Below are 20,410 nucleotides of genomic sequence, written 5' to 3' on the forward strand. Positions count from 1 at the left end.
CCACCTCTTGTGGCGGCTGGGACGACCGCGCTGCGTTATCGAACGTTAATAGACCGCGGGACCTGTTTCCAAGCTGTTCCGTGTGATCGTTAACGAAATCCGTAGGGGCAAATCGGTACATGATCCAGGAAAAACGGGCGAGTTGACCTCTCGACCGGCAAGCGTCTCTAGCTGATGGTTCGTCAGTTGTTATGCGGAGGGGTGCGATCCGGTTACGGTCCGTGGCGCACCGGACGTGTCACCGCGAGCAGCGCCATGTCATCCGGTGCCTCACCCGCCGCGTGCCGCCGGACATCGTCCACGAGGGCGTCGAGGAGCGTGCCGGGATCGGGGAAGTGCATACCGCGCAGCCGCTCCCCCGGGTCGTAGAAGACACCGCGCGCGTTGCGCGCCTCGGTCACCCCGTCGGTGAAGAGCAGCAGCGTGGCGCCGCCGGGGAACGCGAACTCCTGGACCAGGTCCGGCCAGACGCCGAGGTCGTCCATGCCGAGAGGCAGCGCGGCCACCTTCGGATCGGCGGTGCTCAGACGGCCGTCCTCGTAGAGCAGCAGCGGCGACGGGTGGCCGCGGTTGAGCAGACGCAGCGAGCTCGCGTCGGCCGGACCGCCGGCCGGGTGCACCTCGGCCAGGACGACCGTGGTGAAGCCCTCGTACGGCTCCAGCTCCTCCTGCCGAGCGCTCTCGCGGCGCAGCGCCCCCTCCAGTCGCCGGGCGAGCCCGTCCAGCGTCGCCTCCTGCTCGGCCGCCTCCCGGAACGAGCCGATGAGGATCGCCACCGCTTCGACGGCGCCCAGCCCCTTGCCCCGTACGTCCCCGACGATCAGGCGCACCCCGTACGGGGTGTCCTGCACGGCGTAGAGGTCGCCGCCGATGCTGGCCTCGGCGTGGGCGGCCTCGTAGCGCGCGGCGACGTCGAAGCCGCCGATCCGCTCGGCGGGGTCGGGCAGGACGGCACGCTGGGCGGCCTCCGCGATGGTGCGCGCCGAGGCGAGGCGCCGGTCGCCCAGGCGCACGACACGGTTGATGAGCAGGGCGAGCACGGCGACCGTGAAGACCGTGACGAGCTCGGTGACCGACTCGATGTCGGTGAGCCGCGTGTCGTACAGGCGCAGGGCGAGCACGGTGAGCACGCTCGCCCCACCCGTGAGGGCCGTGACCCCGAGCGAGAAGAACGGGGCGGCCACGAGCGGGGCGGCCGAGAAGAAGGGGGAGCCCGTGAAGGGGGGCGGCGTCATGAGGTCGAAGACGGCGCCGCCGATGATCAGCAGAACCGGGACCCAGCGGATGACCCGGGCGCTGGGACGGCGGGCTCCACCGAGGCGGCGAGGTCCCTCGACATGCGTCCCCACCTGCTGACTCCTGCCCATCCGTGCCGGGCGCGGCGACCTGTCCGAGCGCGCGCCACTTCCACCCTCGCCGGGTGGGGCGCCGTACGCGAATCGGGCGGGTCGGCGGGGCGCGACACACCCCGGACCGGACGCGCGACGTGCCCAGGACCGGAGTGCACCGAAAGGCACCGGATGGGCTGGAAGCCCCATCATTGCGGCTTTGGAGTTAACTTCGTAGATATGAACACCGCAGCGAAGCCCTGGGCGGGTCGCATCCTGCTCGTGCCGGTGCTGGCGGTCGTCGCCGTCGCTCTCGTACTGGTGGCCGTCATGGCACCCGGGGCGCGAGCCGCGGACGGGCTCGACAGCGCCGCGAACGCCCTGAGCAAGGGCCCTGTGTACGTCGATCCGCGGGCGAGGGACCAGCTTCCGCCTCCGGCCGCGGACGCTCTGGCGGACAAGATCAAGAAGGCGGACAAGCCGGTGTTCGTCGCCGTGCTGCCGGCCGCCAAGGAATTCAACCCGCCGACCCTGCTCCAGGACCTGCGGAACAAGACCGGGATCACCGGTGTCTACGCGGTCGCGCTGGGCGACCGGTTCGACGCCGGGGCCGACTCCTCCGTGATGTCCCGCAACGCGGTCGACAACCTCAGCGGCTCCGTGGAGCGCTCGTCCCCCGGCGATGTACAGGCCATGGTCGAGTCCTTCGTCGACGACGCCCTGCCGCAGGCGAGCGGCCACGCCCCGGACACCTGGAGCGGCGGCTCCGCCACGGACACCGGGACGGACACCTCCCCCTCCACCCGGGTCGGCCCGCTCGGGCTCCTGGCCACGCTCGGCGTGCTGATCGCGGCCGTCGGCGGTGGCGCGCTGCTGGTCGGCAGCCGGAACCGGCGGCGCCGGGCCGAGCGGGAGCGTGCGCAGCTGGCGACGCTCCGCCCCGTCGTCGACGAGGACATCACCGCCTTCGGCGAGGAGGTCGAGCGGATCGACTTCGACCCTTCGGCCCCGGAGACCACGGACGCGATGCGCGAGGACTACGCCGCGGCACTGGACTCGTACGACAAGGCCAAGGCCGCGATGGACCGCGCGCGGCGCCCCGGTGACGTCCGCGGCGTGACCGAGGCCCTGGAGGACGGCCGGTTCTCGCTGGCCACGCTCGAGGCGCGGCGGGACGGCAGGCCGCTGCCCGACCGCCGGCCGCCGTGCTTCTTCGATCCACGGCACGGCCCGTCCGTCTCGGACGGGCGGTGGGCCCCGCCGGGCGGCGAGGAGCGGACCGTCCCGGTCTGCGCGGCGGACGCGGCGCGGCTGGAGGACGGCGAGGAGCCGATGGGGCGCGAGGTGCAGACGGCACAGGGCCCTAAGCCCTACTGGGACGCAGGACCGGCGTACGGGCCGTGGGCCTACGGCTACTACGGCGGCGGGATCCTGCCCGGCCTCCTGGTCGGCACGCTGCTGGGCAGCCTGATGACGAGTCCGGCGTACGCGTACGACGGCAGCGGGTACGGCGACGGCGGCGGGGACTACGGAGGCGGCGACTACTCCGGTTCCGACTTCGGCGGAGGTGACTTCGGCGGAGGATTCGGAGGCGGCGACTTCGGCGGCGGAGGGTTCTGAGGCCGGGGCGGCGCGGTTCCGACGTGGCGCGCGGCGCCGGGACGGCAGGGGTCAGGGTCCCGGCGCCGTGCCGCCTCAGGACCGTGGCTCCGTGACGCACGGGCGTCACAACGCGTCGACCGCGCTCACCTTCCACCCACCGTCCGCCTGCTGCAGCGTCATCCGCACCCGGTTGAGGTCCAGGCGCGGCCCGGAGACCTGGGTGGAGTTGGTGACCTGGTTCATGAACAGCAGCACCACGACCTTGTCCGGAGACGCGGACACCACCGACGCCGCCGGTGCGTCACCGGACGAGGGCGTCGCCACCGTGGCCTTGACCACCCCGTGGTAGCGCTTCGCGGTGGGCGCGACCACGGACTTCGTGGTCTTGCCGTACTTCTCGCGGAAGGGCCCGGTGAGATGGGACTTCGCCGCGGCGAAGTCCCGCTCGAGGTGCCGGTAGTCGTACGACAGGATCTCGGGCGCCGCCTTGCGCGCGGCGGCCAGCGCCTCCGTACGGGCGCTGTCGGTGCGCCCGGCGTCCCGGTACTCCCAGCCGAGGACGGCCGTGGCGATCAGCGCCGCGACGGCGAACAGGGCCAGGCCGCCGCTCAGCAGGGCGGAACGGCGTTCGCGTCGCGGCCGGGCCGCGACGCCGTCGTCGTCCGGGGCGGACGGGACGGACAGGGCGGAGTCCTCGGTCTCCGCCTCGTGCCCCTCGGCCGCGGGCTCGTCGGCCGCGGGCTCGTCGCCGGTCACGGTGCCGGCGCCGCGCGGCGGCACGGCCCCGGGCTCCCGCTCCGCGGGCCGCTGCGCCTTCTCGGCCCGCCGGGCCGCGGCGCGGGCGGCCGCGGCGACGGTACGCGAACGCTGGGTGCCGCTTCCGGCACCTCGTACGGACAGCTTCGTCACGGTGTCTCCTCCCGGGCCGTCTCTTTCGGGCCGCACGTCACAGGTCACGGATTTCGGGTCACGGTCACGGGTCAGCCGACGAACTCGACGTCGGAGGTCAGCCAGCGCCCGCCCTCGCGCACGAGGTCGAGCTGCAGCCGGTAGTTGCGGGCCTGCCCCTTGGGCGCGGCGGTGTTGCTGACCTTGCTGTCGCCCACGACCAGGACGCGCGCGGAGCTCTCGTCGGCCGTGATGATCCCGGCCTCCAGCACCTGCCCCTGGGACACCGACTTGTTGGCCGCGACCAGCTTGGTCAGCTGCTTGTTCTGCTGGGCGAACTGCTTCTTGAACTCGCCGGTCGCGCCCTGAAGGACATGGCGGCTGTCGCGGGCGTAGTGCCGGTAGTCGAGCGAGGTGAAATTGAGCACCGACTGGCGTGCGGCGGCGAGGACCTGCTGACGGCGCAGCTCGTTCTGGTGGTGCTGGTACTTCTCCACACCGAAGTAGCCGGCGAGGGCGGCCAGCAGGATGCCGGCCGCGGCCAGTGCCGCCGGCAGCGCCCTGCTCCGTCCAGCCGTACGGGCGACCCGGGCCGCCAGGCGGAGCGGTGGCCCGCCGGCGCGGGCCAGAAGCCGGGGCGTCATGTCATCGGTCCCATCGGTCCCACGAGCAGCCATTGCCACGAGTCCCTTCCGAACACGGTCTGTTCTCCGCCGGTCGAGCCGATCGCGACGGTCTGTCCCTGCGGCCCGGTGGCCAGGCCGGATGCGGGGTCGTAGGGCGCCACGTACGACGCCCGGTCCGCCCCGCTCCCCCCGCCCGAACCGGCCTTGGGGGCGTTCTGCGCACCGCGGACGGTGGTCCCGCTGCCGCGCGGGGCGGTGCAGCGGGCCGAGGTGTTGGCCGGCTGCTCGCGGGTGTCCGAGGGGGCGCGGTGGCGGGTGTTGTAGCCCTGCCGGCACGACGGCGGGTCGTCGGCGTTGAGGACCATGCCGAAGTGCGAGGTGCCGTCCCCCGGGAGCACGGTGAAGCTGCCCGCGACGGCGACCGGGAAGGTCACCAGCGTCTGCTCCAGACCGGGGAGGCGGGCGGCGGTGACCTGGCCGCCGCTGATCAGGTTGCCGAGCAGCACCGGCAGGGTCCTGCGGTTGGCCTTCAGCAGCGAGTCCAGCTCGTGCGGGGCGGAGGCACCGCCGTCCACCAGGCCGCGCAGATCGCCGTCGCTGTCCTTCAACTGCCCGCTCAGATCGGCCAGATCGCGGGAGAAGGACTTGATGGCCGAGCCCTTGTCGACCTGCGTCTTGAGGACCTGCTGGGAGTCCTCGATCAGGGAGATCGTCTGCGGGAGCGAGTCGCTCGCCTCCTCGACCAGGGCGTTGCCCGAGTCGACCAGACGGCTCAGATGGGGTCCCGTGCCGGCGAAGGCGTCGCCCAGTTCGTCGACGGTGACGCGCAGTTCCTTCTTGTCGACCGACTCCACCAGCCGGTCGAGACCGAGGATGAGCTCGGTCGTCGGCAGTGGCGTCCGGGTGTCCCGGCGCGCGATGGTGCTGCCGTCCTCCAGGTAGCGGCCGGTCCCGGCGCGCGGCTGGAGGTCGACGTACTGCTCGCCCACTGCGGAGCGGTTCGCCACCACGGCCAGGGTGTCGGAGGGGATGCGGGGGCCGTCCTTGATGCGCAGTTCCACCGAGACGCCGTCCCGCCCGTCCAGGTTCAGGTCGCCGACCCGGCCCACCGGCACGCCGCGGTAGGTAACTTCGGCACCGGAGTAGATGCCGCCGGAGTCGGCGAAGTCGGCGTTCACGGTGTAGTCGCGGTCGAAGAGGCGGTCGGAGAGACCGGCGTACTCCGCGCCGACGTAGGAGACGCCCACGGCGGTGACGGCGGCGAAGGCCAGGAGCTGGGCCTTGACCGTACGGGTGATCACGACAGCATCCCCTTCGTCAGCAGCTCGGCGAGAGCCATGTCGAGACCGCCGGGGTACGCAGGGGCCCCGGCGCCGTAGGAGCGGTACGCGGCCTGGGTGCCGGTGCAGACCGGCGGGCACAGCACGTCGCCGCCGGACGGTTCCGGGGCCGGGTCCTTCTCCCCGCCGCCGTCCTGTTTCCCCGCGCAGCCGGCAGTGGGCAGGCAGGGCAGGGAGGACGGCTCGGCCAGACCGGGAAGGCCGGGCAGGTCGGGCAGTTCCGGTACCTCGGGCGTACCGGGCTTGTTCCTGCCTCCGTCCCCGCCGCCCGGGGCGCCGGGCTTCTTCGGCTCGTCGGTGAGGTTGCCGTAGAGGCTGTTCAGGTCGAGGTCGGCGGTGATGTGGAGGTTGGTGTAGTCGCCCTTGATCGCGTCGGCGGCGTTCCGCGGGAACGGGTACGTCGTCAGCATCTCCAGCGCGTTGGGCAGGTCGTTGCCCGCGGCGTTGAGCCTGCCGAGGACCGGTTGCAGATTCCGCAGGTCGGCGACCACGTCGTCCCGTGACGTGTTGACCACGTGCGTGCCGACCTTCCTGAGCTTCGACAGGCTCCGCAGCATCTTCGTGAGGTTGCGGCGCTGGTCGGCCAGGACCTTCAGGGCGGGCGGCAGGGTGTCGACGGCCTTCCCGATCGTGGCCTTCTCGGTGCGCAGCCGCTTGGCCAGCCGGTCGACGCCCTTGATCGCGCGGACGATCTCCGAGCGCTGGGTGTCCAGGCCGCCGAGGAAGGTGTCCAGCTCGGTGAGCAGGTTCTTCACCCGGTCCTCGCGGCCCTTCAGCGTGTGGTTCAACTCCTTGGTGATGGTGTGGAGTTGGGCTACGCCGCCGCCGTTGAGCAGGGCGGAGAGGGCCGAGAGCACTTCCTCGATCTCGGGCGTCCGGTCGCTGCGGGAGACGGGGATCCGGTCGCCGTCCGCGAGCGTGCCCACGGACCGGACGCCGGTGGGGCGGGACAGCGCGACGTACTTCTCTCCGAGGACGCTGGTCTGGCGCAGTTCGGCCACCGCGTTCTCCGGCAGCTTCACATGGTCGGCGACCCGCAGGCGCACCCGGGCGTGCCAGCCCGTCAGTTCCACCTTCTCGACCGAGCCGACGGTGACGTTGTTGACCTTCACGGCCGACTGCGGCACCAGGTCCAGGACGTCCTTGAACTCGACGGTGACGCGGTACGCGTCGTCGCCCGAGGCCGCGCCGCCCGGGAGGGAGACGTCGTAGAGGCCCTTGAACTCACAGCCGGAGAGCAGCACCGCGCCGAGCGCCGCCCACAGGGCCGCGGTGCGCCGGGCGCCTGCCGCGAGGCGGGCCGTCCGCCGGGCGGGTCCGCGCGTCGCCGCGCGCCGGGCGGTCATGCGCGCGCTCCCAGGATGCCGCCGAGCGTCCTGTCCACCGAGGCGGTCCTGGCGGCCCCGGTCAGGGGGTCGGCGGCCGGCAGCTCCGGCAGGGAGTCGAAGAGCTCCCGCAGTTCCCCGCAGTCCGACTTCTGCCCGGTGGACTTGAGCAGGGCGCAGACCAGACTGCCGGTGTCCTGCGGCTGGTCGGCGTTGTTCCGGGTGTCGAGCGTGCCGGACGCGGGGTTGTAGGCGTTCGCCAGATTGCCGATGCCCGCCGGTGCGACGTCCATCAGCTCCTCCAGCGCACCGCGCTGCTCGACCAGTACGCGCGTCACCTCGCTGAGACCCTTCACGTTCGAGGTCAGGGACTTGTTGTTGCCGCGGACGAAGGCGGCCACGTCCTTGAGGGCGACGGCCAGGTGCTTGAGGGCGGCCGCCAGGTCCTTGCGTTCGCCGGAGAGCTGTTCGGCGACGCCCGCCAGGTTGTCGTTGAACGTCCGCACGCTCCGGTCGTCGGATGCGAGCGCCGCGGTGAAGACCTGGAGGTTCCGCACCGTTCCGAACAGGTCCTTGCGGCCGTCGGACAGGGTGGAGACGGCGAGCGAGAGGTCCTTGACGGTCCGGTGCAGCTTTCCGCCCTGCCCCTCGAGGTTGTCGGCGCTGACGCCCAGGAGCCGGGACAGCGAGCCGTCCTTGTTGGCCCCGCGCGGGCCGAGCGCGTCGGCGGTGGTGTTGAGGCTGTCGAAGACGCGGTCCAGTTCGACAGGGACGGCGGTCCTCCGCAGGGGGATGACGCCGCCGCTCCGCATCTGGGGACCGCTGCGGTAGACGGGCAGGAGCTGGACGTAACGGTCGCTGACCACCGAGGAGTTGACGATCGCGGCCTGCGCGTCGGCGGGCACCTTGCGGCCGGACTCGTACTCCAGCTCCACCCGGACGCGCTCACCCTGCGGGGTGATCTTCTTGACCTCGCCGATCCGGATGCCCAGGACCCGGACGTCGGAGCCGGGGTAGATGCCGACGGTGCGCGGGAAGTACGCGGTCACGCGGACCGGGTCCGGCTTCGGCCAGAGCACCACGACGAGCGAGGCGATCAGGGCCAGGGCCAGGACCAGCGCGAGGCGGCGCACGGTGCTCCGGCGCTTCGCCGCGATCCTCATGGAGGCCCTCATCGTGATCCTCCCAGGGGTGACTGCACGGAGCCGCCGCCGCGGGGCGAGGCGGGGACCGCGACGAGGTTCTGGATGTAGCTGTCGAACCAGCGGCCGTTGCCGAGGGTGTTGGTGAAGACGCGGGCGTAAGGGGCCAGCATCTTGACGCTGCGGTTCAGGCTCTTCTCGTTGCGCCGCAACATCTCGACCACGGTGTTGAGCCGGGTCAGCGCCGGCCCGATCTGCTTCCGGTTGTCCTCGACCAGGCCGGAGAGCTGGACGCCGAGGGTCGTGGCGTTGACCAGCAGGGTGTGAATGACCTTGCGCCGCTTGCTGATCTCCTCGAAGAGCGCGCCACCGTCCTTGATGAGCTTGGTCAGTTCGTCGGAGCGGTTCGAGAGGACTCCGGTGACGCCGTTGGCGCGCTTGAGCAAGTCGCCCAGCTTCTTGTCGCGCGAGGCGACGGTCCGGGACAGCCGGGAGAGTCCGTCGATCGACGCCTTGACCTCGGCGGGCGAGTCCTTGAACGTCTTCGAGACGGTGTCGAGCGCGGTCGCGAGCCGCTTGGTGTCGATCTTCTCGGTCGTGGTGGTGAGGTCGCTGAACGCCTCCACGACGTCGTACGCCGAGACCGTACGGTTCAGCGGGATGCGGCCGCCGGGCTCGAGCTGTCCCGGGCCCTTCGGTTCCAGGGCGAGGTACTTGGCGCCGAGGATCGTCTTGATGCGGATGGCGGCGCCGGTCCTGGTGCCGAACTCCGGGTCGCCCTTGACCCGGAAGCTGACCTTCACGTGGTCGCCTTCCAGCTCGACGTCGTCGACCTTGCCGACCTTCACCCCGGCGATGCGGACCTCGTCGCCGGACTTCAGGCCGCCCGCCTCGGAGAACGCGGCGCTGTAGCTCTCGCCGTCGCCGATCAGCGGAAGGCTGTCGACGTTGAACGCCGCGGTGACCAGCAGGCCGAGCGTGACGAGGCCGGCGGCGCCGATCGTCACGGGGTTGCGTTCGCGGAAGGGGATCACCGGCCGCACCTCGCCTGGTCGACGTGGAGCCGGGGTGTGATCACCTTCGCGGTGTCCGGCAGGACCACCCGTCCGTCGAAGTCGCACAGGTAGAAGTTGAACCAGGAGCCGTAACTGCCGGTGGCGGTCAGCTTGTTGAGCTTGCGCGGCAGCCGTTGCAGGACGCCCTCCACGGTCTTCTCGTTCTTGTTGAGCGTTCCGGTGAGCCGGGACAGCTCGGCGATGTCCGACTTCAGCGCCGGGCGTCCCTCCTCCAGCAGCCCGGACGTCGCGCCGGACAGGTCGCTGATGCCGACGAGGGAGGAGCCGATCGCCTTGCGGTCGGCGGACAGTCCGGAGATGACCCGCTGGAGCTGCTTCAGGAGCCCTGAGAAGCGGGTGCTGCGCTTGTCCAGCGTTCCCAGGACCTCGTTGAGGTTGCCGACGACCGAGCCGATGAGCTTGTCGCGGTCGGCGAGGGTGGTCGTGAGCGACGCGGTGTGCGCGAGCAGGCTGTTGATGGTGCCGCCCTCGCCCTGGAGGGTCTTGATGATCTCCAGCGCGAGCTGGTTGACGTCCTTCGGGCTCAGGGCGGCGAACAGCGGCTTGAAGCCGTTCAGCAGGGCGTTGAGGTCTAGCGCGGGCTGCGTCCTGGACTGCGGGATCGTGGCGCCGGGCTTCATCGTGTCCTTGCCCCCGGCGCCCTCGGTCAGCGCGACGTACCGCTGTCCCACGAGATTGCGGTAGCGGATGACGGCGCCGGTGGAGTCGAGCAGCGACCGTTCCCGGGAGACGCTGAAGGTGACTTCGGCCCGGGTGCGGTCCTTGATGGCGATGGACTCGACCTCGCCGACCCTGACGCCGGCGACGCGGACGTCGTCGCCGTCCTCCAGGCCGGTGACGTCGCTGAACACCGCCTTGTACGTGTCGGACGAGGTGAACTGGATGTTGACGATGGTCGCCGCGAGCAGGGCCGTCGCCACGAGCGTGACCACGGCGAAGAGCGAGAACTTGATGAGCGGCGCGGCCGTCTCCCGTGCCTTCATGCGACGCTCACCGCCGTCCCGCGGGCCATCGGGCCGAAGAGCAGGGTCGCCACGGCGGGGACCCGGTCGGCGGGGACGCCCATGACGGGGGCGACGAGCGAGCCGACGAGCCGCTGCTCGGCCTCCGTGGCGGTCACCCGGACCGGCGGGGCGGGCGTGGACGCCGAACCGGAGCCCTTCGTACCGTCGTTGAGCTTGATCCCGGGGGCGGGCACATGCGGGTTCGGCAGGCCGCGGCAGTTCGGTCCCGAGCGTTCGGCGTAGCGCGGTTCCTCACCGGGGCGGTAGGCGGACCGGGGCAGGGCGACCTCCAGGGTGATGTGCATCTTTCCGCCCTCGAAGACCTGCTCGGCCAGCGGCTCGGACTTGACCAGACCGCGCAGCAGGCACGGGTACTCGGGCGAGTAGCGGGCGAGCAGCGCGAGGGTGGGACGGGAGACACGGGCCAGGCCGATGAGCCGGTCGGCGTTCTCGTCGAGCACGTCCTCGGCGGTGCCGGCGAAGGTGGTGGTGCCGGTGAGGGCCGAGGCCAGGGCGTCCTTCTTCTCGACGACCGTCCGGCTCGTGGTGATCGTGTTCCGGAGGGTCCTCATCAGGTCGGGCGCGGCGTCGGCGTAGATCTCGGCGGTGTCGGCGAAGCGGGAGATGTCCTTCTTGATGGCGGGCATGTGCGGGTTGAGGCGGTGGAGATAGCGCTCCACGCGGACGAGGTTGCGGCCGATCTCGTCACCGCGCCCGTCGAGCGCGGTGGCGAACGCCGACAGCGTGGCGTTGAGCTTGCCGGGCTGGACCGAGCGGAGCAGCGGCAGCAGATCGTCCATCAGCTTCTGCAGTTCGATGCCGGCGCGGGTCCGGTCCTGGGTGATGACGTCCCCGGCCCGGATGGGCCGATCGGAACTGCCCTCGGGGACGACGAGATCGACGAACTTCTCGCCGAACAGCGTCTTGGGCAGCAGCCGGGCGTGGACGTCCGCGGGGATGCGGTCCGCGTGCTCGGGCTTGAGGTCGATGTCGAGCGTCGCCTTCTCGCCGTCGGCCGTGACCTCCCGGACCTCGCCGACGATCAGGCCGCGCAGCTTCACATCGGCCGCGGGCTCCAGCTGGTTGCCGATCGTGCCGGCGCGGAGGGTGATGGGCACTGCGGCGGTGAACGCCTTCTCGTAGACGGCGACGGACAGGGCGAGGAGCAGCCCGATGACGGTGAGGAAGACGAGGCCGTAGAGGCGCAGGCGGGGCGCGGCCGGAACGATGCGCACCGGCGCGGGGGCGGCCTGCGCCGGGGCCTTCGGGGCGGGCTTGCGTGTCAGCGTCGGCATCGGCTACCCCGCGATCCGTACGGTGGTGGTCGCTCCCCAGATCGCCAGGCTGAGGAAGAAGTCGAGGATGTTGATGGCGACGATGGAGGTGCGCACGGCCCGGCCGACGGCGACACCGACGCCCGCGGGACCGCCCTTGGCGTAGTAGCCGTAGTAGCAGTGGACGAGGATGATCACGACGGCGAAGACGATCACCTTGCCGAAGGACCACAGCACGTCGACGGGCGGCAGGTACTGCTGGAAGTAGTGGTCGTAGGTGCCGGCCGACTGTCCGTAGTAGCCGGTCGTGATGGTGCGGGCGGCGAAGTAGGAGGAGAGCAGCCCGATCACGTACAGCGGGATGACGGCGACGAAGCCGGCGATCATCCGCGTGGTGACCAGGAAGGGCAGCGAGGGGACGCCCATCACCTCCAGCGCGTCGACCTCCTCGCTGATCCGCATCGCGCCGAGCTGGGCGGTGAATCCGGCTCCGACCGTGGCGGAGAGGGCCAGGCCGGAGACGAGCGGTGCGATCTCACGGGTGTTGAAGTAGGCGGACAGGAACGCCACGAAGTTGGACGTCCCGAGCTGGTTGAGCGCCGCGTATCCCTGGAGGCCGACTTCTGTGCCGGTGAAGAAGGACAGGAACGCGATGACGCCGACGGTGCCGCCGATGACCGCCAGTGCACCGCGGCCGAAGCTCACTTCGGCCAGCAGGCGCAGGACCTCCTTCTTGTAGCGGCGGAGCGTGCGGCCGGTCCAGGCGAGGGAGCGGCCGTAGAAGGTGAGCTGACCGCCCAGCTCCTCGAGGGAGCGGAGCGGAGGCCCGAGGAAACGTTCCGACAAAGACATCCGCTAACCCCTCTGCGGAACGACTTGGAAGTAGACCGCCGTCAGCACGAAGTTGGCGACGAACAGCAACATGAAGGTGATGACCACCGACTGGTTCACGGCGTCGCCGACCCCTTTGGGCCCTCCCTTGGCGTTGAGGCCCTTGTACGAGGCGACGACGGCGGCGATCGCCCCGAACACCAGCGCTTTCAGCTCCGCCCAGTAGAGATCGGGGAGTTGGGCGAGGGTGGTGAAGGAGGCCAGATAGGCGCCAGGGGTCCCGTTCTGCAGAATGACGTTGAAGAAGTAGCCGCCGGCGACGCCGACCACCGAGACCAGCCCGTTGAGCAGGACGGCGACGCCCATCGAGGCGACCACACGGGGCACGACCAGCCGGTGGATCGGATCGATGCCGAGCACTTCCATGGCGTCGATCTCCTCACGGATCTTCCGCGCCCCGAGGTCCGCGCAGATCGCGGAGCCTCCGGCGCCCGCGATGAGCAGCGCCGTCACGATCGGCGAGGCCTCCCGCAGCACGGCGAGGACCGAAGCAGCGCCGGAGAACGACTGCGCTCCCAACTGCCGTGTCAGGCTGCCGATCTGGAGGGCGATGACCGCGCCGAAGGGGATGGAGACCAACGCCGTCGGCAGGATGGTGACGCTGGCGATGAACCAGGACTGCTGGATGCACTCGCGGATCTCGAACGGCCGGCGCGGCAGGGTGCGCAGCACGTCCAGGGCGAGCGAGAACAAACTCCCGGTGTGCCGGAGGGCGTTCGTGGGCGACAGGCTCATATGCGGTGCACCCCCGAAATGTGCACGGTTTCCTCCTGGCGCAGCTTCCGGATCCGGTCCACCTGCCCTTCGTCCTCGGCGATCTCGTTCCAGCGGGGCGAGCGGACGATGCCCGGGCTGGGCAGCAGGCGGGGGACGGAGCCCGTGCCGGTGGCGCCCTTGCCGCCCTGCGGGCCGCGGTGGGTGCCCGCGTCCAGCTCGGCCAGCTCCTGCTCGACCTGGGCGGCGTCCTTCTCCTCGGCCATTCCGATCGGGCCCTGCATCCGGCCGCCCAAGAACTGCCGGACCACCGGCTCGTCGCTGACGAGCAGGTCCTCCCGGGGGCCGAACATCACCAGCTCGCGGCGGAAGAGCAGCCCGATGTTGTCCGGGACCTGCCGGGCGGAGGCGATGTCGTGCGTGACGATCAGGAACGTCGCGTCGATCTGCGCGTTGAGGTCGACGATGAGCTGGTTGAGGTAGGCGACGCGTACGGGGTCGAGTCCGGAGTCGGGCTCGTCGAAGAGGATGATCTCCGGGTCGAGCACCAGGGCCCGCGCGAGGCCGGCCCGCTTGCGCATACCGCCGGAGATCTCCCCGGGCAGCTTGCCCTCGGCCCCCAGCAGGCCGACCATCTCCATCTTCTCGAGCACGATCTTCTTGATCTGGCTCTCGGACTTGCGGGTGTGCTCGCGCAGCGGGAAGGCGATGTTGTCGTAGAGGTCCATCGAGCCGAAGAGCGCGCCGTCCTGGAAGAGGACGCCGAACAGCTTGCGGACCTCGTAGAGGTCGTGCTCACGCAGCCGCGTGATGTCCTTTCCCGCGATGTGGATCGAGCCGCGGTCCGGTTTGAGCAGGCCGACCAGTGTTTTGAGGAACACGGATTTGCCCGTGCCGGACGGACCCAGCAGGACGGAGATCTCCCCCGCGGGGAGAGTCAGTGACACGTCCTGCCAAATGACCTGGTGACCGAAGGATTTGGTCAACCCTTCCACACAGATCTCGACGCCCATCCGGTCCGCCCTTCCGCCCAGGGAGCAGCACTGTCATCTGCTCTACGGCGGCGGGCGCCGCGTCCGTCGCGCGGATTCCGGATTTTTTTACCGGCGCGTCAAGCGGCTGTGATCAGGGCCTGACGAGCGTGTGCATCAGGGCTGGACGGCGGTGGGCAGCGCGTCGTCGGGGAGCGTGCCGGAGGGCGCCTCGGAGGCGGCGTCGCCGAGCCCGGCCGAAGGCTCGGCCGAAATGCCGGTGGACGGCAGGGCCGCCTCGCCGAGTTCGGACAGGTCCGTGAGGTCGGACGAGCCGGACGGCACCGCCGGGACCGATGGGGCCTCGACGCCGCCGGAACCCGCCGGGACGCGGGGCACCTCGGGCAGCCCCGGCAGGGACGCGGAGGGAGCCGACGGCACGGCCCGGATCACGGACGGGATGCCGAGGTCCGACGGCACGCCGGGCACGGACGGCACGGCCAGCCCCGGCAGCGTCACCGCCTGCGGCAGCATTCCCCGCACGTCCGCGGTCAGCCCGCCGAGCCCCACACCGCCGTTCCTCGACGGAACGGCCGAGGCACCGGAGGAGACGGCGGAGACGTCCTGCCCGCCGTCGCCCGGCCGGTCGGGGCTGCCGGTGGACGGCCGCGAGGGCCCGGACCCGTCCTCCATGAACGGCCGCTCGATCACCGCGAAGCCGAGCACGGCCAGGGTCGCGGCGGTGGACACCACGGTCGCCGCCTGTGCGGTGGAACCGGCCCGCGGCCGCCCCCGCCCCAACAGCCACAGCACGAGCCCGAGCGTCCCGGCGAGGGAGTTGCGCATCGTCCTGCGGGCCCGGGCGAGCAGCGACTCGACGGTGCGATAGCTCAGGCCCATCGTGCGGGCGACCTGGTCGACGTCGAGATCCTCCGACTTCAGCCACAGCGCCTCGGCCTGCCGGGCAGGCAGGTCACCGCTCCGGCCGGCCAGCCAGATCGCCTCCGCGCGGTCGCAGACCACGTCCTCGACGGGCGCGGGCGGCGGGGCGGCGAGCGTCGAGCGACTGCCCACCTGCGCTTCCCGGTTGATCTGCCGGTACCGGTCGACGCAGAGGCGCATCGTCACGGTCGTCAGCCAGGCGCCGAGCCGGTCGTCGTCGATGTGGGGGTTCTCCATCGCACGCAGCATGGCCTCGTGCACCGCGTCCTCGGCGTCCTCGACGCTCATGGACCGGCGGCGCGCCACCTTCAGCAGCTCCTCGCGATGGCTCCACATCCGCGCCCAGCGCTCGTCCGAGCTGCCCTGGGAGCTACCGGTGTGTGCGGCGTGAGTGTTCGCCTTCATCGGGATCCCTCACACGTCTCAGATGGACCGCGGCCCCCGGAAGCGCCGCCTCCGCTCAGGAGGGCGCCGAGATTACCCCCGGGTACCCCCTGGTGGGAATGGCCCCGACGTCCCGGGCGGTACTCATCCGCATCCCGGAGCGATGCCCGTTGCCGTCCCGGAGCGATGCTCGTTGGCGTCCCGGAGCGATGCCCGTTGCCGTCCCGGAGCAGTGCTCGTACGGGTACGGGAGCAGTGCTCGTACGGGTCCCGGAACGCTGCCCGTACGGGCGGGGTCCGGGGCCGGGCCCGGTCCCCGGACCACGGCGGCGGGGCCGCAGCCTGAAGGCTTGCGGCCCCGCCTTCTCACACGCTGCGCAGTGCCGTCGCCGTCACTTGCTGCTGGCGGTGGAGCTGCTGCTCAGCGACCCCGCGGGGCACGAGAGGCAGGAGATGGTGCTCGCACTGCCGAGGGTCGCCCCGGCGGAGTGCGCTTCGGGCAGCACCTCGAGCTCCGGGAGCTCCTGTTCCAGCATCAGGTCCAGTTCCTGCATGGTCGTTCTCCTTTGCCTGAGTTGAGAGTGATACGTCTGCCCGTGCCGTCCCGGGTCGGGGACGGGACGTCCGGCGGGATCACGGGCCGAGGCCCGTCGCCCCCGGGAGATCAGCCCCCGGAGCTGACCGTCGACGCCGTGCCGTACGTCATCACCGGGCACGACGCCGAGCCGATGCACGACGCGCTGGCCAGGGTCGAGCCCGGGGCATGGGCGTCGGGGAGCACCTCCAGTTCGGGGGCCTCCTGCTCCAGGTGGAGGTCCAGCTCGGTCATGCGGTGTGTCCTTCCGTGGAGGAGGTCCGGCCCCTCACCGGGCCGGACGCGAACGCGGCGGCCGCCGCGCCGTGTCGGCGCACCGCCCAGGGCGGATGCGCGGCGGCCCCGGTCAGGCCGTGCTGGCGGTGCCGGCCGTTCCGAAGCACCCTGCGGGGCAGGAGAACGAACCAGCCGTGCTGATCGAGGCCGCGCAGTTCGCGGCGGAGGCGGTGTCCGGGAGCACCTCGAGCTCGGGTGCTTCGTGCTCCAGGTGGAGGTCCAGCTCGGTCATGGGGTGATTCCTTTCGTGGGGGTGCTCCGGCCCCTCACAGGGCCGGAGTCGGCGCGGCGGATCCGCGCCTGGTCGGAGATCCGCCCCGGGTAGGGGGCGGATGTGCCGCGGGTCAGCCGTTCGAGCTGACGCACGCGGCGCACGCGAAGCACCCCGCGGGCGTGGAGATGGTGCTGCCCGTGGAGACGGACGCGGCGGTGGAGATGCCCGCGGAGGTCGTGTCGGGCAGGACCTCGAGCTCGGGCGGCTCCAGTTCGAGGTGCAGGTCGAGGTCGGTCATCGGCAGATTCCTTCCGTGAGGGACGTCCGTACCGCGAGGGGTCCGGAGGCGGTGCGGAGGGACCGCACCGGGTCGTGGGGGCCGCCGCGCGGCGGTGGTGGGGTCGGTGCCTGCGCGGCGGCCCTTCCGAGCACGGCCTCCTCCAGGGGAAGGAAGCCGAGCCGGTTCAGGGTCATGTGGACCTGCATCAGCAGCAGGCGGGAGGCGACGGCACCGGGGTCGGCGCGCATCGCGCGGCTGACGCCTTCGGCGAGGGTCCGGCCGAGCGCGATCGCCGCGGCGGAGAGGGCGGATGCCCCGGGGGCCGCCGCGGCGGGGCCGGCGTCCTCGCTCAGCCTGCGCCGCCAGCGGGCCGCCGTCTTCTCGGCCTGCACCATCAGGGCGGGGGCGCCGGCGAGTGGTCCCGTCCAGTGCTGCCAGTGCAGCCGCCAGAAGCGCTCGCGCTGCGCGGTGCCCAGGTCGCCGAGGCAGCCGCGCATCACGTCGACGGCGACGCGGGCCCGCGCCGCGCGGTCGCCGCCCGTACGCATGACGGCCTCCAGGGACAGCTCGCTGCTCTGCTGGAACAGCTCCTCGGCGATGTCGACCGCGGCCGGGGACCCGTAGTAGTCGTGCTCGCGCCCGTACAGGCCGAAGCTCAGGCGGCGTTGGCCGGTCCCGGGCAGGACCGACTCGGCCATCGGGTGCAGCCGTTCGACCGCCTCCTGGGCCGGTGGCCTGCGGGCGTGCTCGACCCAGAGCCTGCGGCCCGCGGCGTAGCAGTCGTCGAGTGCGCCGGGTGCGCCGCGGAAGCGCAGCCGCAGGTGCGGGCCGCTCAGGTCGGCGTAGCGGACGAAGAACCAGCGCCGGATGCCGAGGCGCCCGGCCTCGTGGAGCCAGCTCGGCACCAGCGTCGTCAGCAGCAGTTCGCCGTCGGCGTGGTTCCTGTGGTGGATCCGGGCGTAGAGCCATTCCTGGGCGGGCACTTACGAGCCTCCTCGGTCTTCGGTGATGCGGGCGAAGTGCAGGACGTGCTCGGTGGCGCGGGCCCCGCCGCCACCGGTTCCGCCGTCCCCCGTCCCGCAGGTCCCGGTCCCGTCTCCGCCGGCGTGCCCGGTGCGCGCGGGCAGGCACTCGGAGAAGACCAGGCGGTGCGTTCCGGCGCTCATCGCCAGGTGGGCCAGGGCCTCCAGGCCGATCGGGGAGGCGAGCGCCAGCCACAGCGGCTTGCGGGTCCGGTCGTCCCGCTGCGGCACGTCCGTCTCGGCTCGTACGTACGCCTCGGTCGGCAGCCCGCGCTCCCGCCGCCACCGGTCCATCCGTTCCAGGAAGTCGGCCAGGCCCTCACCGGAGTCGCGGCGCGGCACCTTCGCCGCGTGCACCCGCCAGCGTGCGCGGCGGACGACGACACCGGCCACGGTGCGGCGCGGGAGATGCCCCGCTCTGCCTGCCGCCGCGAGCGCGCCCGGCACGGCGGCGTCCGCCAGGTCGACAGGCACCTGCCAGGGATCGGCCAGCACGGTGAGCGCCCGCATCGGCCCGGCGATCAGATGCTGGGGCACGGTCCCCAGATAGACCGGGGCCACCACCGCCCCGTCGGCGGCGCGGAGTTCGAGCGCGCCCCGTACGGGGTCGTGGACGAGTGCCAGCTCCTCGACCGCCGTGCCGGGTCCCCACTGCCGGGTGGCGGTGGGCCAGTGCAGCGCGGGCAGGAGTCCGGTGCTGTCGGCCTGCAGGGGGTTCGCGTCCCGCGCCGGGACGAACTCCAGCAGCCGCGCCTCGGGGTAGAGCGTCCGCAGCCAGGTGCGCAGCCGGTCGCCCAGCCCGGCGCACCGCTCTTCGTCCGTCCGCTGGCCGCCCTCGGTCCCGTCGGCCGGCCCGTCGTCCCCGGGGCCGTCGTCGCCGTCGGCCGGGCCGTGCCACCGGGCCGCGTCCGCACCGCCGTCCCCGTCGAAGAGGCGGTGGAACCGCGCGAGCAGACCGCCCGTACCGGTGCTCAACTGGTTGGCCACCAGGACCGGTTCGCCGCCGGGGCCGCCGTCCTCCGCGATCTGGCAGAGCACGGACACGGACGGACGGCAGCTCGACCGGCCGGGACGGACGACGCGTGCACCTCTGACGGTCCGGTCCAGCCTCAGCGCGTACGGCCACCCGGACCGCTCCAACTCCGCACAGAATCCGTACACATCGGGGCAGACGCCGCCCGCGCCGTACCGCTCGACGAACGTCTCCACCATCGACCGGTAGACGGGCGACAGCTCCAGGCCGCCGCAGGCGAGGTCCGCGAACCGCCGCAGCGCCTCGCGCTGCGCGGGTCCCGGACGGGGCGCGTCGGCCGTGGAGGTGCGGTCCTCGTAGACGGCGGTCACGGCGGTGACGGGCCAGCCGTCGGCGGCGCCGAGTTCGCCCAGGGCCGACCGCAGCCCGGTGTCCACCTCGGCCAGGGCGTCCGACCGGTGCTCGGCGTCCGCCTCCGGCAGCGCCTCCAGCGCGGCGCCCACGCGGGCCAGTGACCGGCCCGCTCCCCGGGCGCGCTGGTCGGTCGAGCGGGCCAGCCGGGCGGTGAGCCAGTCGAGCAACTCGCCTTGCGGGCACGGGTCGTCGATGCCGACGGCACCGCTCTCCAGAAGGCGGGCCAGCCGCCGTCCGCTCAGCCGGTCCGGCTCCATGACAGGAGCCACGGGACCGGCGCCGTCCCGGATGTCGACGGTCTCGCCGTCCGACCACCCGAACCCGTCCCCGGCGTGCAGCCGGGGCTCGGCGATCCGGGCGAGCGCCGCGTCCGCGTCGTCCTCGCGCAAGGAGCCGTTGACGCGCCAGTCCAGATGTTCGCGGACGCCCTTGCGGTGACCGGCCGAGCGCAGCAGCACCTGGAGGATCAGCGGATGCAGGCCGACCCTCACCCGGCCGCGGTCCGCAGCGCGTTCGGCGGCGAGTTCGGTGAAGGAGGAGAGCGGGCTGGTCTTCAGCGCGGCCCGCACCACGTACCGGTACGCGGTGAGCCGTTCGCCGCGGCTCAGGCGCCCGGCCGCCGCGCCCCGGGAACTGCGGTGGAACACCGGTGAGACCAGCGCCAGGCCGTTCGCCAGCGCCGGGACACCGAGCAGCTCCCGCAGACGGGTCCGCTCACGGCTCTCCGTCGCCTCGGCCGCGGCGCGCAGGTCCGCGCGCAGCGACCGCAGTTCGGCCGCGCGGCGCGTCCACCGGTCCAGCGGGGCGGTGTCCGTACCGGGCAGCCGGTCGCGGACCGCGGCGAGCAGCTCCGGTCCGACGTCCAGCGGCCGTGCCGCATGGGCGGCGCGGCGCCAGGCGAGGACCGCGCGCCGGGCTCCGGGGGACGGCATGTGCGGTACGGCATCGTGCAGCAGATCGGTCACATCGGTGGCCAGCGCGGTCAGTTCGGCCGTCGCGTCCGTGATGCCGTCGAGGAGACCGGCGACGACGGGTGCGGTGAACGGGTCGACGGCGGCGGCGGGGAGCCCGGCGACCCGCGTCATCGACGGGCCCTCGACCAGGGCGTGGTGGGGGGTGGGGGTCATCG

The 20,410-nt window shown here is 72.1% G+C and carries 20 protein-coding genes; 1 reads left to right on the forward strand and 19 read right to left on the reverse strand.

Features of this window, described 5'->3' with window-relative positions:
* Window positions 1-212: 212 nt before the first annotated feature.
* Complete coding sequence (locus ABZ822_RS27375; protein WP_360859771.1) at window positions 213-1,349, reverse strand: PP2C family protein-serine/threonine phosphatase; 1,137 nt, start codon at window positions 1,347-1,349, stop codon at window positions 213-215.
* A gap of 219 nt (window positions 1,350-1,568) precedes the next feature.
* Between ABZ822_RS27375 and ABZ822_RS27380 the strand changes: the two genes are divergently transcribed.
* Window positions 1,569-2,948 carry a hypothetical protein gene (locus tag ABZ822_RS27380; RefSeq protein WP_360859774.1) on the forward strand — a complete coding sequence of 460 codons (1,380 nt, stop codon included), beginning with the start codon at window positions 1,569-1,571 and terminating at the stop codon, window positions 2,946-2,948.
* Window positions 2,949-3,053: 105 nt separating this feature from the next.
* Here the strand turns inward: ABZ822_RS27380 and ABZ822_RS27385 are convergent, their stop codons facing one another.
* The 18 genes from ABZ822_RS27385 to ABZ822_RS27470 all read right to left on the reverse strand — a co-directional run bounded on the left by ABZ822_RS27385 (window position 3,054) and on the right by ABZ822_RS27470 (window position 20,408).
* A complete protein-coding gene (locus tag ABZ822_RS27385; protein WP_360859777.1) occupies window positions 3,054-3,839 on the reverse strand; it encodes a hypothetical protein in 786 nt (261 codons plus the stop codon).
* 71 nt (window positions 3,840-3,910) lie between these two features.
* Window positions 3,911-4,462, reverse strand: a complete 552-nt coding sequence (locus ABZ822_RS27390; RefSeq protein WP_360859780.1) for a hypothetical protein — start codon at window positions 4,460-4,462, stop codon at window positions 3,911-3,913.
* Window positions 4,459-5,745 (reverse strand): MlaD family protein, encoded by a 1,287-nt coding sequence (locus tag ABZ822_RS27395; protein ID WP_360859783.1) that lies wholly within the window; start codon window positions 5,743-5,745, stop codon window positions 4,459-4,461. Before ABZ822_RS27395 ends, ABZ822_RS27390 begins: the two co-directional genes overlap by 4 nt.
* Window positions 5,742-7,130, reverse strand: coding sequence for an MCE family protein (locus ABZ822_RS27400; protein ID WP_360859786.1), 1,389 nt, complete (start codon window positions 7,128-7,130; stop codon window positions 5,742-5,744). Before ABZ822_RS27400 ends, ABZ822_RS27395 begins: the two co-directional genes overlap by 4 nt.
* The gene (locus ABZ822_RS27405) at window positions 7,127-8,272 is read right to left on the reverse strand and encodes an MCE family protein (protein ID WP_360859789.1); all 1,146 of its coding nucleotides are present in this window, start codon (window positions 8,270-8,272) and stop codon (window positions 7,127-7,129) included. Before ABZ822_RS27405 ends, ABZ822_RS27400 begins: the two co-directional genes overlap by 4 nt.
* 8 nt (window positions 8,273-8,280) lie before the next feature.
* On the reverse strand, window positions 8,281-9,285 hold the full coding sequence (locus ABZ822_RS27410) for an MCE family protein (RefSeq protein WP_360859792.1): 1,005 nt from the start codon (window positions 9,283-9,285) through the stop codon (window positions 8,281-8,283).
* The gene (locus tag ABZ822_RS27415) at window positions 9,282-10,310 is read right to left on the reverse strand and encodes an MlaD family protein (protein ID WP_360859795.1); all 1,029 of its coding nucleotides are present in this window, start codon (window positions 10,308-10,310) and stop codon (window positions 9,282-9,284) included. The genes ABZ822_RS27410 and ABZ822_RS27415 overlap by 4 nt, the downstream gene beginning before the upstream one ends.
* Window positions 10,307-11,626: an MCE family protein gene (locus ABZ822_RS27420; RefSeq protein WP_360859797.1), complete on the reverse strand. Its 1,320-nt coding sequence runs from the start codon at window positions 11,624-11,626 to the stop codon at window positions 10,307-10,309. Before ABZ822_RS27420 ends, ABZ822_RS27415 begins: the two co-directional genes overlap by 4 nt.
* Before the next feature lie 3 nt (window positions 11,627-11,629).
* Window positions 11,630-12,457, reverse strand: coding sequence for an ABC transporter permease (locus tag ABZ822_RS27425; protein WP_360859800.1), 828 nt, complete (start codon window positions 12,455-12,457; stop codon window positions 11,630-11,632).
* A 3-nt stretch (window positions 12,458-12,460) separates the two neighbouring features.
* Window positions 12,461-13,231, reverse strand: coding sequence for an ABC transporter permease (locus ABZ822_RS27430; protein ID WP_360859803.1), 771 nt, complete (start codon window positions 13,229-13,231; stop codon window positions 12,461-12,463).
* Window positions 13,228-14,223, reverse strand: coding sequence for an ABC transporter ATP-binding protein (locus ABZ822_RS27435; protein WP_360859806.1), 996 nt, complete (start codon window positions 14,221-14,223; stop codon window positions 13,228-13,230). Before ABZ822_RS27435 ends, ABZ822_RS27430 begins: the two co-directional genes overlap by 4 nt.
* A gap of 135 nt (window positions 14,224-14,358) precedes the next feature.
* Window positions 14,359-15,528 carry a sigma-70 family RNA polymerase sigma factor gene (locus tag ABZ822_RS27440; protein ID WP_360859809.1) on the reverse strand — a complete coding sequence of 390 codons (1,170 nt, stop codon included), beginning with the start codon at window positions 15,526-15,528 and terminating at the stop codon, window positions 14,359-14,361.
* A gap of 371 nt (window positions 15,529-15,899) precedes the next feature.
* Window positions 15,900-16,061 carry a thiocillin family RiPP gene (locus tag ABZ822_RS27445; protein ID WP_360859812.1) on the reverse strand — a complete coding sequence of 54 codons (162 nt, stop codon included), beginning with the start codon at window positions 16,059-16,061 and terminating at the stop codon, window positions 15,900-15,902.
* A 110-nt stretch (window positions 16,062-16,171) separates the two neighbouring features.
* Window positions 16,172-16,336, reverse strand: a complete 165-nt coding sequence (locus tag ABZ822_RS27450; RefSeq protein ID WP_360859815.1) for a thiocillin family RiPP — start codon at window positions 16,334-16,336, stop codon at window positions 16,172-16,174.
* A 112-nt stretch (window positions 16,337-16,448) separates the two neighbouring features.
* The gene (locus ABZ822_RS27455) at window positions 16,449-16,610 is read right to left on the reverse strand and encodes a thiocillin family RiPP (protein ID WP_360859818.1); all 162 of its coding nucleotides are present in this window, start codon (window positions 16,608-16,610) and stop codon (window positions 16,449-16,451) included.
* 112 nt (window positions 16,611-16,722) lie between these two features.
* Entirely contained in the window at window positions 16,723-16,890 is a 168-nt protein-coding gene (locus tag ABZ822_RS27460) for a thiocillin family RiPP (RefSeq protein WP_360859821.1), read from the reverse strand.
* Window positions 16,887-17,855, reverse strand: coding sequence for a thiopeptide-type bacteriocin biosynthesis protein (locus ABZ822_RS27465; protein ID WP_360859824.1), 969 nt, complete (start codon window positions 17,853-17,855; stop codon window positions 16,887-16,889). The genes ABZ822_RS27460 and ABZ822_RS27465 overlap by 4 nt, the downstream gene beginning before the upstream one ends.
* A complete protein-coding gene (locus ABZ822_RS27470; RefSeq protein WP_360859827.1) occupies window positions 17,856-20,408 on the reverse strand; it encodes a hypothetical protein in 2,553 nt (850 codons plus the stop codon).
* Between the last annotated feature and the right edge of the window lie 2 nt (window positions 20,409-20,410).

This window comes from Streptomyces sp. NPDC047108, from assembly GCF_040643575.1.
Taxonomy (GTDB): domain Bacteria; phylum Actinomycetota; class Actinomycetes; order Streptomycetales; family Streptomycetaceae; genus Streptomyces.